Source organism: Nocardia aegles (genome assembly GCF_052545135.1).
The window spans coordinates 1,010,649-1,024,677 of sequence record NZ_JBQWRI010000001.1 but is presented as its reverse complement, the minus strand read 5'-3'; the positions used below and the strand labels follow the sequence as shown (position 1 = coordinate 1,024,677).

The window sequence follows — 14,029 nt, the reverse complement described above, 5'->3', positions numbered from 1 at the left end:
AACGGATATGCGTGCGGTAGTCATCGAACGGTTCGGTGCACCGAAGGACGTACTAACCACCACCGAACGCCCGGTCCCCGAGCCCGGTCCGGGCCAGGTGCGACTCGCGCTGATCCTGTCACCGATCCACAATCACGATCTGGCCATCGTGCGCGGCGTGTACGGCTACCGGCCCGAGTTGCCCGCCATCCCGGGCAGCGAGGCGGTCGCACGGGTCGACGCGGTGGGTCCCGGCGTCACCGACATGTCGGTCGGCCGGCGCGTGACGGTGTCCGGTGCGAGCAACGTGTGGGCCGAGTATTTCGTGGTCCCGGCCCGCCAGGTCATTCCGCTGCCGGACACGGTCTCCGACGAGACCGCGGCCCAGCTGCTGGCCATGCCGTTGAGCGCGCTGATGCTCATCGACGACCTCGGGCTGCGGTCCGGCGAGTGGCTGGCGATCAATGCCGCCAATGGCGCGGTCGGCAGGCTCGTCAACCTCTTCGCCCGGCAACGCGGCCTGCGCGTGCTGAATCTCGTGCGCGGCCCCGGTTCCGTCGCGGCGCTGCGCGAACTCGGCTACGAACCGGTGCTCGACACCGAGAGCGAGGGCTGGCGCGACCAGGTCGAAGCGGTCACCTCCGGTGCCCCCATCAGTCGTGCCGTCGATCAGGTCGGCGGTCGCGCCGCGGCCGACGAGCTGGCGTTGCTCGCGCCCGGTGGTCAGCTGATCTCCTTCGGCGCGCTCTCGGGCCAGCCGCTGTGGCTCGATCCGGGCAGTCTCATCTTCGGCCAAGTCACGGTCAGGGGCTTCTGGGGCGCCAAGCGGATCGAGGAGATCGGTGCCGACCAGCGCGGACGGCTCATCAGCGAGCTGATCGATCTGGCCGCCCGCGGTGAGCTGCGGCTGGACATCGAAGCCGCCTATCCGTTGGAGGCCGCGGCGGACGCCGCCGTCGCCACCGAAACGCCGGGCCGCACCGCCAAGATCGCGCTGCGCGGTCAGCCCGCCTGACCGGCGTCGAGCACGGCCATCGCGGCATTGTGCCCGGGAATGCCGCTGACGCCGCCGCCCCGGATGGCGCCGGCACCGCACAGGAACACGTTGCGGTGGCCGGTCGCCACGCCCCACCGGGCGGCGGGATCGGCCGGGTCGGCGTCCTCCGGGAGATAAGGGAAGGCCAGGTCCCGGTGGAAGATGTGTCCACCGGGCAGGCCGACCTCACGCTCGAGTTCGGTCGGCGTCTTCGCCTCCAGACAGGGCATGCCGTTTCCATCGGTCGCCAAGCAGTCCGCGATCGGTTCGGCGAGCGCCGAATCCAGTTGTGCCAAGGTCGATTTAACGAACTCGTCTTTCGCTGAGGCAGGATCGGCGGCGAAAAGTTTTTCGCGAGCGTGCAATCCGAACAGGGTGAGGGTGTGCGCGCCCGTCGCGGCCAAGTCCGGCGACAGGATCGTCGGATCGGTCAGGGTGTGGCAATAGATTTCGGCGGGCGGCGCGGACGGGATCCGGCCGATGGCGGCCTCGCCGTAGGCTCGGTCGAGTTGGGCGTACGACTCCCCGATGTGGAAAGTCCCGGCGAAGGCTTCCCGCGGATCGACTTCGGCGTCGCGTAACCGAGGAAGGCGGCGCAGCAGCATATTGATCTTCAACTGTGCGCCTTCCGGCTTCGGCGGCAGGGATTCGCCGAGCAACCCGGCGAGCGTATACGTTGCGACGTTCGCCAGGACGTGACGCGCTCCGATCCTGCCGTGCGCGTGAGCGACTTCCGCTGTGGCGCCGTCGGTTTCGATGCTCGTCACCGGACAGCCGGTGACGATCTCCGCACCTGCCTCTCGGGCGGCCGTGGCCAGTGCGTCGGTGAGCGCGCCCATGCCGCCGATCGGCACGTCCCAGTCGCCGGTCCCGCCGCCGATCACGTGATACAGGAAGCAACGATTCTGCCGCAGCGACGGATCATGCGCGTGGGTGAACGTGCCGATCAGCGCATCGGTGAGCACCACGCCGCGCACCGTGTCGTCGGCGAACGTCGACTCGATCGTTTCGCCCAGCGGCCGCTCGAACAGCGCCTCCCAGGTGGCCGCATCGTCCACGATGCGCCGCAACGCCTCCCTCGACGGAAGCGGGCGGGTCAGGGTCGGAAAAACCCTTCGGGCCAGCTGCCCCGTGGTCGCGTAGAACCGCTGCCACGCCCGGAATTCCCTATCCGAGCCGGTCAACCGCGCGAAACTCGCCTCCGTCCGCGCGTGCGCCGACGACACCAGCAAGCCCTCTTCCCCCACCGGCGTGTAGGACGAGACCGCCCGCCGCCGCGTCTCGAACCGCATGCCCAGATCCGTCACGATCGAGCGCGGCAACAAGCTCACCAGATACGAGTACCGCGACAACCGGGCGTCGAAGCCCGCGAACACCCGCTCGGACACCGCTGCGCCACCGACATGCGGCTGCCGCTCGAGCACCAGCACGGAGCGCCCCGCCCGCGCCAGATACGCGGCGGATACCAAACCGTTGTGGCCGCCACCGACGATCACGACATCGTAGAAGGAGCGCATCGGCGTCATGGGTTGTCGATAGCACGAATCGGTGGCGGATGACAGCGACCCGGCCGACAGCGGCCAGTGATGCGAGTTCAGCCCGCGATCGGATGCGGGGATCGAAATCCGCTCAGGTGGCCGCGGTGAGCAAGGCCGCCGCGGCGGCGCGAGCATGCCCGCCGACACCGGCCGGGCCGTGTATCGCCGCGACAACGGTCGCGCCCTCGACCAGCATCAGCAACTGACGGCCCAGCAAGACCGGATCCTCGACTCCGGCGCGGACGGCGATGCCGGTGAAGAGGTCGAGATAGCGATGCAGGTGCCGCGTGGTGATGGCCCGCACCTTGTCGTCGTAGTGCTGGGCCGACGCGTTCACCATGGCGCACCCGCGAAAGGTCGGTTGCGTGTATTTCCCATGACGATTGCATCGGTCTTGGGCTTCTTCCCAACCATGCCGGACACTTCTTGCAAAATGGGCGTCTGTCGGAGGTCGAAAGACTTCTGTGGTTGGGGCAGGCCCATCACCCACAAGCTGCGGTGCGGCAGCCACCCGGTCACGCGCCGAGCGTGGTGCGTGGCGGCACCGGACACGGACAAGACCGCGCCCGCGGAGTATCCCGCGACCGATAAACCCTCGCCGCTCGATCGGCTCACCGTGCGGTCGGCTTCTGGTCGGGTGGAGGTTGCGGTCGCACGATCAGGTCACAGAAGAGCCGCCTGTCCGCTGTGCCATCGAGTTTCGCGGTTCGGCTACTGGGCTACGATCGGGCTCCGTGGCTGACACAGTGGTGCAGGCGGGGCGGCCGTCCGTAGAGCGGGCCGAGATCGAGCGCGAGCGTCGCCCGGATCGGATCCGAGTCGTCGCGATCATCACCGGGCTGCTGAGCGTGGTGCTGGCTGTGGCTGTGCCGTTCCTGCCGGTCCGGATGGAGGTGGCCTCGCTCGCCTGGCCGCAGGCGGGAGTAGCGAGCAGTGTTGCGGCGCCGCTGGTCTCCTACGCGCCTGTTCAGCTTTCTGCCCGGGTGCCCTGTTCGGCGTTGGCTGCTGTAGCGGATACGGGCGGCGTCGTCGTCTCGACCATTCCTCGGCAGTCGGCGGATATGGAGCGGTACGGGTTCGTCGTCAAAGTGGTTCCCGCTACCGCGGATCGGCCCGGCAGGGTCGATGTGGTGTCGCGCAGCACGCTGCTGTGGTCTGGGTCCTCGGAGTCGATCCGCGTGCGCGACTGCGCGCTGGCGATCGAGGTGTCGGCAACGCGGGCGGTGGTGTCTCTGGTCGGCGGCGCCGATCCCGGCAACGTGATCGGCTCCGATGTGCGACCACAGGTAGTGGGTGTCTTCACCGACTTGGCCGGTGTCGCGCCGGAGGGGATGCGGGTGGACATCCACATCGATTCCCGGTTCTCGACATCACCGACACCGCTCAAGTCGGCCGCGATCGGGGTGTGCCTTCTGCTGACGTTGGCGTCGCTGGTCGCGCTACACCGTCTGGACCACATTGATGGCCGGTCCACGCGGCGGTTCCTGCCGCGACGGTGGTGGCGGCTTCGCCCGACCGATGGGGTGGTGTTCGCGATCTTGTCGGTGTGGCATTTCATCGGCGCGAACACCTCCGATGACGGCTACATTCTCGGGATGGCCCGTGGCTCGCAGTCCTCGGGGTACATGTCGAATTACTACCGCTGGTTCAGCGTGGACGAAGGCCCGTTCTACACGCCCTACACAGACGTGATCGCCTGGTTGACCCATATCTCGACAGCGAGCGCGTGGGTGCGGTTGCCGACCTTGGCCGCCGCGGTCGTCACGTGGTGGGTCATCAGTCGGGAGATCCTTCCGCGCCTCGGCGCGGCCGTACGCAACGACAAGATCGTGGTATGGACGGCCGCGCTGGTTTTCCTGGCGTTCTGGCTGCCCTACAACAACGGACTGCGCGCCGAGCCGTTCGTAGCGATGGGTGTCGTGCTTACTTGGGTCTCCATCGAACGATCCATCGCGACCCGCCGGCTGCTTCCGGCGGCCGCGGCGGTCATCATCGCCGCTCTCACCTTGACCGTCGCACCGTCGGGTCTGATCTGTGTCGCCGCCCTGCTCGCCGGGGCACGCAGTCTCACCGCGGTCGTGGTGCAGCGTGCCCGCACCGTCGGATATCTGTCGCAACTGCTGCCATTGCTCGCCTCCGGTCTGGTGATCCTGACAGTGATCTTCACTGATCGGACGCTGGCGGCCGTACTGGAGATGTCCCACGTTCATGGGCTGATCGGGCCGGGCGAGTCCTGGTTCTTCGAATTCCTGCGGTATCAGTACCTGCTGCAGGTCAACTCCGACGGGTGGCTGACGCGCCGCTTCGGCATGTTCATGATGGTGCTGGGGCTGGCCGTCTGCGTGGTCACGATGCTGCGCCGCGGCGGCCACATCCCCGGCACAGCGGTCGGGCCATCGCGGCGCGTTGTCGGTATCACCATCGCGGCGATGGTTTTGATGATGTTCTCGCCGACCAAATGGACTCACCAGTTCGGGGTGTTCGCCGGTCTGGCCACCTGCGTCGCGGCGCTGACCGCCGTCGCTGTCGGCCCCACGGTCATGCGGCCGCTCCGAAATCGCGCGCTGTTCGCCGCCGCGTTGTTCTTCGCGCTGGCTCTGACATTCGTCGGCGCCAACGGCTATTGGTACGTGTCCTCGTGGGGCATACCGTGGTGGGACAAACCACCGACCCTCGCGGGCAAGGGATTGTCGAGCTTCGCGGCCGGGTTGTCGTTTCTGGCCCTGACCACCGCGGCATGGTTCCACATCCGGCCGCATGCCCGGCTGCGTGAGCACTCGATCGCCGCACGTCTGTCCCGGGTTCCCGTGCTGGCGGTGTCGGCGGCCGTGATGGTGGTGTTCCTGGTGGGGGCGTTCGTCAAAGCGGCTGTTGCGCAATATCCCTCGTACTCACTCGCGAAATCGAACCTGTCCACCGCGTTCACCGGTGGCTGCGGTTTGGCCGACGACGTGCTGGTCGAAACCGATCCCAATGCCTCCATGCTGTCTCCGGTGTCTGGTGACTTCGGCTCCGCGCCGGCAGGCAGCGACAGCGTGGGGTTCAGCCCGAACGGAGTGGCGCCGGTACTCACCTCCGACGAGGTCGAGTCCACCACCGGCCGAGCCAATTCGGTCTCCGACGACCAGGACGAGCTGCGCGACGCCGCGAAATCCGCCGGATCGGAGTCCGATACCGCACGCGGCAGCGGGATCAACCTCGGCAACGTCGCGCTGCCGTTCGGTCTCGATCCGGCGACCACACCCGTGCTCGGAAGCTACCGCGATGGCAGCCAAACTCCCGCCACGCTCACCACCGGATGGTACCGACTGCCCGATCTCGTCGACGGAAGCCGCGGGGACATCATCGCGATCGCTGTGGCGGGAAGGATTCGCTCCATCGACTCCGACGGAGTCGTCCACCCCGGCCAGAACCTCGAACTGGAATACGGCAGCCGCCAACCCGACGGCAGCATCGCTGCCACCGGCCGCGTCCTGCCGATCGATATCGGCCCCTCGCCCATGTGGCGCAACCTGCGCGTACCACTCGACCAACTGCCCGTAGCGGCTGACGTCGTACGCCTCGTGGCCGAGGACAAGGACCTCGACAAAGACCAGTGGCTCGCCGTGACACCACCGCGCGTACCCCAGACGAAATCCCTCAACACCGTCGTCGGCTCGAAGACACCCGTGCTGCTGGACTGGGCCGTCGGACTGCACTTCCCGTGCCAGAATCCCCTGCCCACCCACGCAGGGGTCGCCGATCTGCCCAAATACCGAATCCTGCCCGACCGCAACGGCGCAACCATCACAAACCTCTGGCAAGGCCACGACGGCGGCGGCCCGCTCGGCTGGACCCAACTGCTGTTCACCGCACGCACCATGCCCGCCTACCTCGACAACGACTGGGACAGAGACTGGGGATCCATCGAGCAATTCATCCCACTCGACCCGACCACACGCCCGGCAACCATCACCCACGGTGACGTTCAGCGTTCAGGTACCTGGACAACCGGACACATCATCACCTCCTACTAACCGTCCGCATCGGGCGATGGTTCGCTGGTGGCCGAGCGCGAGATGGCGCCTCATCAGGAGGATGTCTCTTTGTCGCCCCCAGCTCCGCCGCTGTGACTGTCGCAATCTCCCTAGCGTCGCATCGAAGACGATTCGGTGCTGTCGATCCAGGCCAGCGACTGTCCGCGCGCCCGCGTAGGCAAGCGGCTTCCCGTCGAGGCTGATGACGAAGCTGCCCCGAGTCGCGTCGGATGGCTGGGGAAGTCGCTTGGCGACCGACTCGATCACGCCGGCACCCTCGTTCGCGATCCACTTGCACCGTAGATCCCGCACTGTCGCCTCGAACGCACGGCGCGAATCGGCATCGAGGTAGGCCAGAACCGCGCTGCCGAAGACCACCACGGTGGTATCGGAGGAGGCGGCGTCAACCAGATCCGCGACGGTATCGAGTAGGTCACCGGTGACCAATCGGGGCGGTTCCGTCCGAGCGACGCCGACCGCGGCGCGTAATCGCTGTAGTCGATGCCGCTGTTCGGGCCAAACCAGGCATTCGAGCCACCGCACATCCTCGGGGTCGTCGACATCGAGCGGATTCAGATCCACTCCGGCCCGCGACACCACTGCCGGGAGAGCGGCAGGCAACGGTGGATTGCCCGACGTCGCACAAGACAGCACCACCGGCGACACTCCACCAGCCGGATCGATCACCTGGTCGTCGTAGCGATAGCTGTACCGGTCGGGATAGAGACACAACCCAGCCGAGGCTCCCACTTCGATCAACGACAGCGGCCCCGGAATGCCCGCCAACACCGGCAGCAGGACCGCCGCACGCCCGGCCTCGTTGGTCTGCGTACGCCGCACCGACGCTACCTCGGCAACCTGTGCCCAGTGCCGCGTCAGCCACGTTTTGAAATCGGAATAGTCCGACGGTTCGACACCGACGTAACGAGCCGCACCCAGAACGAGGTTCGGTTGCCGCTTCTCCGGAGAAAGTTGCTCGATCAACCCGAGAACATCAGTGTCACAGGCGATTCCGCGACACCACTGTTCGTAGCAGGGTGAATGCCCTCGTACCTCGTACTCGGCGAAGAACTCGTAGCGCTGGGCCGTATCCACCCGTCCCCCTTCGACTTTCCGACCGGCTATCCAATACCGAGTCGCCGCTGCCGACGCTACCAAGCGGTCCGCTCGAACGGCCCCGCAGCCCAGACTGCTCCGCTTGTCACGCGGAAAGCAACATGTTGTGAGCACGCGGAGCACTCCATGTGCGTAGGTTCAGACCGCACCATCGCTGCGCCCGGCGATCTCGTCCATCAGCATCCGCAGGGTCAGGGAGTGCTTCTCGGGCGGAAGTGCGTCCATCGCGCTGCGTGCGGTCCGAACGCCTTCGGCTCGATCACCCGCTCGGACCAGCATCAGACCGCGGTGCATCTCCAGATGCGTTGCGAACCGGGGTAACTCGGCTGGAAGCTCCCTTCGCGCCTGCTCTTGCGCGGCGACTGCCGTTTTCTCATCTCCGAGCCGCGCGGCGAGCAGGGAAAGGAAGACGTTCATGCGCCACCACGGAACGGCGTAGTCCGAGGTCTGCTCGTAGGAGCCCGACTTGTCGAACACCCGCCGTCCCTCTTCGGCGAGGGCGCCCCCCGTCTCACCATCGCCTCGCAACACTGCCGCATGAGCCTTGCCCATGATCGCGTTGAGCCGCCCCAAACTCGGCTTGTCCGACAACGCCAGCGCCTGATCGGCGAAGAGATCGGCGACTCCCAGCGCCGCACCCTCGTAGCCGAGGGCTATCGCCGCACGCCCCCGCACCCACACTCGGGTCTGCTCATCGTCGGAACGGTCCGCGGCCTCGGCGGCCATTCGGTACCAGGTGACCGCCTTCGAGCCGTCCGATCCCGGAAACGTCTTCGCGTACAGCGTCATAAGCCGGGCGGCAGCTCCCCACATCTGCGGACTGTCCAACTGCTGTTGCAGGATCGCCAGGTCGATGGCCAAGCGCCGCTGGATATCCGCCGCCCCGAGAGACATGTAGTCGGTGCCGTAGGCGCTGAGCTTCTCCTGCCACGCCTCGATACTCGGCCCAGCACGATCCAGCCGCGCCGAGAAACCGGCGGCCAGCAGATCGGACGCCACTCCCGGCGCGATGCTGGTCGCGGCCACCTGAGCCAGGAGATGCCATCTGTTCACGCCTTCGTTCTCGAACACAGCCAGAGGCACGTCCAGCACCGCCGATAGATGGCGCAACCAGAACCGGCTGGGTACCGTGTCAGCGTTTTCCCAACGCCTCGAGATGTATTCCCGAGAAATACTCACCCCAGATTGAGCCGCCAATTCGTCGGACAGCCGTCCCTGCGACCATCCCCGCGCCTTCCGGAGTTCACGGATCAACTCACCGACACCCATAGCCCGATCTTCTCCAGGTTCGACGACACCTCCCACCGTCGAGCTGCATCACAGCCGGTACCGAGCGGGCGTGGTCAGTCTCGCCGGGCCCCGGAGGGCCACACCACAGTTACCGGCATCCCCCGCTTGCGTGCCGCCGCAACTACATCGGCTGTGCCACCGTACCCCCGTGCCGGCAGACCGTCCCACACGGCGATCAGTTCGTCCGCCTCCTCCAGCATTCGCACGCTCCCGGCCTGGTGTGCTTCGGAGTCGGACTCTTCTCGATCCAGCGCGATCACTTTTGTTGCGGCCGAATATAATTCGTCATACAGACGATGATGTTCACGTGGCAGGCTGTCCCGGTACATCCGCGCCGGCGCACCACTACGAGCAAAGAGCCGCCGGCCTCGAGCACCGCGCTCGCGAACAAGCTGTCCGGACCGTCTGCAATACAGCTCACGCCAACCAGCTCGCCGTCCGCACGAGCGGAGATCTGCGACCGCAACTCGGCTTCTACCAGCGCGGTCGTGTCCGAGGGAAGTCCTCGATGGCCGGTGATAGCCACCCGTGTCATAGCTGGTCCCGTCGGTAAAGGGTGGCCAGCGCATCATCCAGCCGCCGCGCCTCCGAAGTCTTTGCCGGGAGGCTAGCTCGGAAGTCTCGAGCACGCCGGGTGATTCGCTCGCTTCGGTGGCTAAGGCCGACAGCCAGGGCTTGGGCAGCTACCGCGCATGCGGCTTCGATCTCTCCAGTTCGTCCGCTGTGGCGCCGGACGGGCGCCGTTGCGTCGGCGAACCGTGACTGTCGATCAGATCCGCGTGGCGGCGTCGATCATGGTGAGCACATCCGAGGTCGGACGCACGTCGCCGAATGATCGGTAGATGGTGTGGAGTGTGGCGTTGTGGTCTCGGTTGCGGCGGGCGGCGTTGGCGTCGGCGACCATGATCACCCGCAGGCCGAGGGCGGCGGCGTCGCGCGCCGAGGACTCGCAGCACACGTTTGTGACGGTTCCTGTGATCAGGACCGTATCGATGTCTCGCTGTTCGAGTAGTTGCGGAAGGAGGCAACGACCAGGGAAGAAGGCGCTGAACGCGGATTTGTCGACGAACAGGTCATCGCCGTGGGTGGCCAGCTCGGGCCAGAGCCGAATGGGTAGCGGACCGGAAGCCTTGGCATTGCTGTAGGTTTCGGCGATTTTCGGGCCGAAGAACTCGATCGCCCGTTCGGTGGGTTCCCCGGTTGCGGGAAGGACCCACGCGACGGTTCCGCCGGCAACCCGCAATGCGGAGGCCAAGCGGTTGATGTTGGGCACGATCGCCTGGCAGTAGGGATTGTCGGAGACGTGCAGCGGCACCATGTCGATCACGGCCAACGCGGTGCGCTCGGGACGAAGATCCGGGTATGCGAACCGGCGTCCGCGACGGGTTTCGTGGCGAGCAAACTCCCTGGCCTCGATATGCCAGTCGTGTGTTGAGAGTGTCGGCGTGACGTCGCCGTCGTCGCGGATCAGGTCGTACACATACGAGTGGTCGCCTGCGCGGCTCACCCACACGCCCTCGGGCGGCAGGTCGCCTCGGCCCGCGTCGTCGAGCGGGCGGCTGGACACCGCACCGGATTCCGAGCACACCACCCACCCGAAGTCCGGCAGTCGTCGACACCAGAGGTCGAGATCGACACGCTGGTACGACGGAAAACCATGCGTCTCCCCGTCGCGGGTGAACTCATAGGTCAACCCGTCCACTCGCCGCACGAACTTCAGTTCCGACATCACGCCATCCTCGACGAACAACCCGATCGCCTCAACCGAAAACAACTCGCCGAGCTCGATCCTCGATGAACTCGCGGGGACACCCGAGACGCCATCGAGCCGCTCAGTAGTTCGGGCGCGGCTTCTGGCTTCCGCACGCGCACGTTCACAGGCTCGACGAGGGGCCGTCGCCTGCACGCACTTTCGAGCCCATGCGCCACACCGGGTTCGGGTGGCGTAACGGAGAAACCCCGCCCGGCGGTGAGGCCGGACGGGGTCGGGTGTCCCCCAACGAACGAGACGTCGGGTTCTTCGCCGCTATCTACTTCGCCTGGATGGACGGCTGGTTGATAGTGGAGAAGTACTGGATGGCGGCGCCGATCGCCACCGGGGCGGTGACCAGGATCTGGCCCGCGATGGTGCCCAGGGCACCGACGGCGATGATGCCGCCGAGGCAGCCGATGGCAGCGGCCGGGATGAACGCGCCGAACAGGCCGACGATCGTCGCCGAGGCGACGGTCGCGCCGGCGATACCGCCGAGCACGCAGCCGAGGGCGCCGCCGCCGATGCCACCGACCAGGGTGCCGAGGGTGGCGCCCATGGAGATGGTGCTGGTCAGGCGGGACCAGGCGGCCTGCTCACGGTCGTAGTCGTTCTTCCACGGCGCCTTGTCCTCGAACGGCAGGGCGACCGGCTTGTAGGCCGCGTGCGCCGTGTCGAACTGGGGGGTCAGGGTGGCGGTGTGGTCGGCGATGTCGGCCACAATCGGGAACTCGAAGTCATCGACCCGGAACTTCAGCGGCATCCCGGTGAGCACGGTGCCGTTGACGGCCTTGATCTTGAACGTGCCGTCCTCGACGACCATGGAACCGGCGTCGGTCGTGATGATCGACTGGGTGTCGGTGGCGTAGGCGGTGAAGTCGACGGCGTCGTCGCTGCCGGGCTGCGCACCGGCCGAGCCGGCAGCGATCCCGACTGCGGCGACCAAGCCCGCGGCCACCGCAACGATTTTCCTCATCCTTGTTTCTTTCCTCTCGGTTTTCCACGGGAAGCGGTCGCGACGAGCGCGCCGCATACCCGCCGCGGTCGCGGCGGGTAGGTCAGAGGTCGAGGACGAGCGGGCCCGACCTGGCCCGCGAGACACACAGCATCATCGTGTCGCCGCGCGCCCGCTCCTCGTCGGTGAGCAGTTCGTCCCGGTGCTCGATGTCGCCGGACACGACCGCGGTCTCGCAGCTGCCGCAGGTGCCTTCGCGGCAGGAAGTGACGATGCCGATCCCGGCGGCCTCCAGGACGTCGGCGATGGATTGGTTGGCCCCGACACGAAAGGTCTTGCCGCTGGCCGCCAAGCGCACCTCGAACGGTTCGTTCGACGCGAACTGCACCTGCCGCGGCACGAAACGCTCCACATGCACCGGCACCCCGGCGCGCGCGCCTTCGGATTCCGCCGCCGCCAGCAGCGGCTCCGGTCCGCAGCAGTACACAGGAGTGTCGCCGAGGTCGGCGAAGATCTCGCGCAGCGGCAGCAGGCCGTGTTCGTCCTGCGGCAGCAGTTTTGCCTGCGGAAAACGATCGGCGATGGTGTCGGCGAATGCCATGTGCTCTCGGGTGCGGCCGCCGTAATAGAGCGACCAGCGAGCACCCGCGGCTTCCGCAGCGGCCACCATGGGCAGGATCGGCGTGATACCGATGCCTCCGGCGAGGAAGACGTAACGGTCGCTGCCGACGAGTTCGAAGTTGTTGCGCGGCGCCGACACGCGCAGTACCGAGCCGGGCTGCGCGGCGCGGTGCAGGTAGGCCGAGCCACCGCGCCCGTCCGGTTCGTGCAGCACCGCGATCCGCCAGCGTGCCCGATCGGCCGGGTCGCCGCACAGCGAGTACTGCCGCACGCCCGCCGCGCCGACCGCGACATCGATGTGGGCTCCCGGGGTCCACGACGGCAGTTCGCCGCCGTCGACCGGGGCAAGGTCGAGCGCGAACACGCCCGCGGCCTCGTCGCGGCGGCGCCATACTCGCACCGCTGTGTCTGTCATATCCGTCCTCTGGCCCGGCAACGTCTCCGCGATCACCGTCGCTGAGATATGCCGCCCACGCAGCGGACAAATAGGCAGTCGATTCGCACAATCGACGTTGACTATCGCCCCCTCCCCCGAACACGCGCCGCACCGAGACTGACGCCATGACCACTGTGGCGCAATTGGTGGACAAGACCACCCAGTTCATCCGGGACCAGGTCGTTCCGGTGGAACGCGAAGTCGTCGTGGACGGGCGGGTGATGGACGACGCGCTGCGGCTCGAGCTGCAGAAGAAGGCCAAGGAGGCCGGCGTCTTCGGGCCGCTGTCGGATCCCCGGTACGGCGGCCTCGGCCTCGACACCCGAGCCCAGGCGCACGTGCTCGAAGCGGCTGGGGCCAGCCTGCTGGGCCCGATCGCGGTGAACGCGTGGGCGCCCGACGACGGCAACATCCACCTGCTCGCGCACGTCGCGAACGAAGAGCAGAAGCAGCGCTACCTCGCGCCGCTGGCCGCGGGCGAGGTCCGTTCCGCGATCGCGATGACCGAACCCGCCCCCGGCGCCGGATCCGACCCCGGGATGCTGCGGACCGTCGCCGAGGAGACCGATTCCGGCTGGGTCATCAACGGCGCCAAGCATTTCACCACCGGCGCGCAGGGTGCGGCGTTCACCATCTGTGTGGCGCGCACCGGCGACGGACCGACGATGTTCCTGGTCGACCAGGACAATCCCGGACTGCGGGTGGGGCGCCGGATGCCGACGCTCGACCGCACCAGTGCGCCCGGCGGCCACTGCGAAATGACCTTCGACAACTGCGAGGTGCCCGATTCCGCCGTGCTGGGCCAAGTCGGCCAGGGCCTGGCGCTCGCGCAGGTCCGGCTGGCGCCCTCGCGGCTGGTGTTCTGCATGAACTGGCTCGGGCTCGCGGTGCGGGCGCACCAGCTGACCATCGAGCACATCGGCACGCGCATGTCGTTCGGCGCTCCGATCGCCGAGCACGGCATCGCCCAGGGACTCATCGCGGACAACGAGATCGACATCGCCGCCGCGCGCGGCGTGATCCGCACCGCCGCCGAGACCGTCGACGCCCAGGGACCGACCTCCTCGCAGGCCCGGCACGAGGCGTCGATCGCCAAGACGTTCGTCTCCGAAGCGGTCTGGCGGGTGCTCGACCGGGCGGTCCAGCTGCACGGCGGACTCGGTGTCAGCGAGGACCACCTCGTCGCTCGATTCCTGGTCGAAGCCAGGGCCTTCCGGATCTACGAAGGACCCTCCGAGGTCCTGCGCTGGTCCATCGCCCGCCGCGCACTGCGCACCAAACGCTGAAGGAGA

11 protein-coding genes are annotated in these 14,029 nt (G+C 67.3%); 3 read left to right on the top strand and 8 right to left on the bottom strand.

The genetic code is table 11. The features are described 5' to 3' along the window. Positions 1-7 precede the first annotated feature (7 nt). Entirely contained in the window at positions 8-994 is a 987-nt protein-coding gene (locus ACT89H_RS04970) for a zinc-binding dehydrogenase (protein WP_445107253.1), read from the top strand. Here ACT89H_RS04970 and ACT89H_RS04965 read toward each other — a convergent pair. Then, positions 982-2,541 (bottom strand): phytoene desaturase family protein, encoded by a 1,560-nt coding sequence (locus tag ACT89H_RS04965; protein WP_445107252.1) that lies wholly within the window; start codon positions 2,539-2,541, stop codon positions 982-984. The genes ACT89H_RS04970 and ACT89H_RS04965 overlap by 13 nt on opposite strands. A gap of 103 nt (positions 2,542-2,644) precedes the next feature. Further along, entirely contained in the window at positions 2,645-2,893 is a 249-nt protein-coding gene (locus tag ACT89H_RS04960) for a hypothetical protein (RefSeq protein WP_445107251.1), read from the bottom strand. 394 nt (positions 2,894-3,287) lie between these two features. On the opposite strand from ACT89H_RS04960, the gene ACT89H_RS04955 reads away from it, so the two are divergent. Beyond that, positions 3,288-6,569: an arabinosyltransferase domain-containing protein gene (locus ACT89H_RS04955; protein ID WP_445107250.1), complete on the top strand. Its 3,282-nt coding sequence runs from the start codon at positions 3,288-3,290 to the stop codon at positions 6,567-6,569. On the opposite strand, the gene ACT89H_RS04950 is transcribed toward ACT89H_RS04955, so the two are convergent. The 6 genes from ACT89H_RS04950 to ACT89H_RS04925 form a co-directional block, all read right to left on the bottom strand. Then, positions 6,528-7,664, bottom strand: coding sequence for a DUF2332 domain-containing protein (locus ACT89H_RS04950; RefSeq protein ID WP_445107249.1), 1,137 nt, complete (start codon positions 7,662-7,664; stop codon positions 6,528-6,530). The genes ACT89H_RS04955 and ACT89H_RS04950 overlap by 42 nt on opposite strands. 159 nt (positions 7,665-7,823) lie before the next feature. Beyond that, positions 7,824-8,954, bottom strand: coding sequence for a helix-turn-helix domain-containing protein (locus tag ACT89H_RS04945; protein ID WP_445107248.1), 1,131 nt, complete (start codon positions 8,952-8,954; stop codon positions 7,824-7,826). A 277-nt stretch (positions 8,955-9,231) separates the two neighbouring features. Beyond that, positions 9,232-9,510: a hypothetical protein gene (locus ACT89H_RS04940; RefSeq protein WP_445107247.1), complete on the bottom strand. Its 279-nt coding sequence runs from the start codon at positions 9,508-9,510 to the stop codon at positions 9,232-9,234. A 234-nt stretch (positions 9,511-9,744) separates the two neighbouring features. After that, a complete protein-coding gene (locus tag ACT89H_RS04935) occupies positions 9,745-10,704 on the bottom strand; it encodes an isochorismatase family protein (protein WP_445107246.1) in 960 nt (319 codons plus the stop codon). Between the two features lie 301 nt (positions 10,705-11,005). Next, the gene (locus ACT89H_RS04930) at positions 11,006-11,701 is read right to left on the bottom strand and encodes a DUF8020 domain-containing protein (protein WP_445107245.1); all 696 of its coding nucleotides are present in this window, start codon (positions 11,699-11,701) and stop codon (positions 11,006-11,008) included. 82 nt (positions 11,702-11,783) lie between these two features. Further along, positions 11,784-12,716: a PDR/VanB family oxidoreductase gene (locus ACT89H_RS04925; RefSeq protein WP_445107244.1), complete on the bottom strand. Its 933-nt coding sequence runs from the start codon at positions 12,714-12,716 to the stop codon at positions 11,784-11,786. Between the two features lie 146 nt (positions 12,717-12,862). Here ACT89H_RS04925 and ACT89H_RS04920 point away from each other — a divergent pair, with 146 nt between their 5' ends. After that, positions 12,863-14,023: an acyl-CoA dehydrogenase family protein gene (locus ACT89H_RS04920; protein WP_445107243.1), complete on the top strand. Its 1,161-nt coding sequence runs from the start codon at positions 12,863-12,865 to the stop codon at positions 14,021-14,023. The last annotated feature ends 6 nt before the right edge of the window (positions 14,024-14,029 follow it).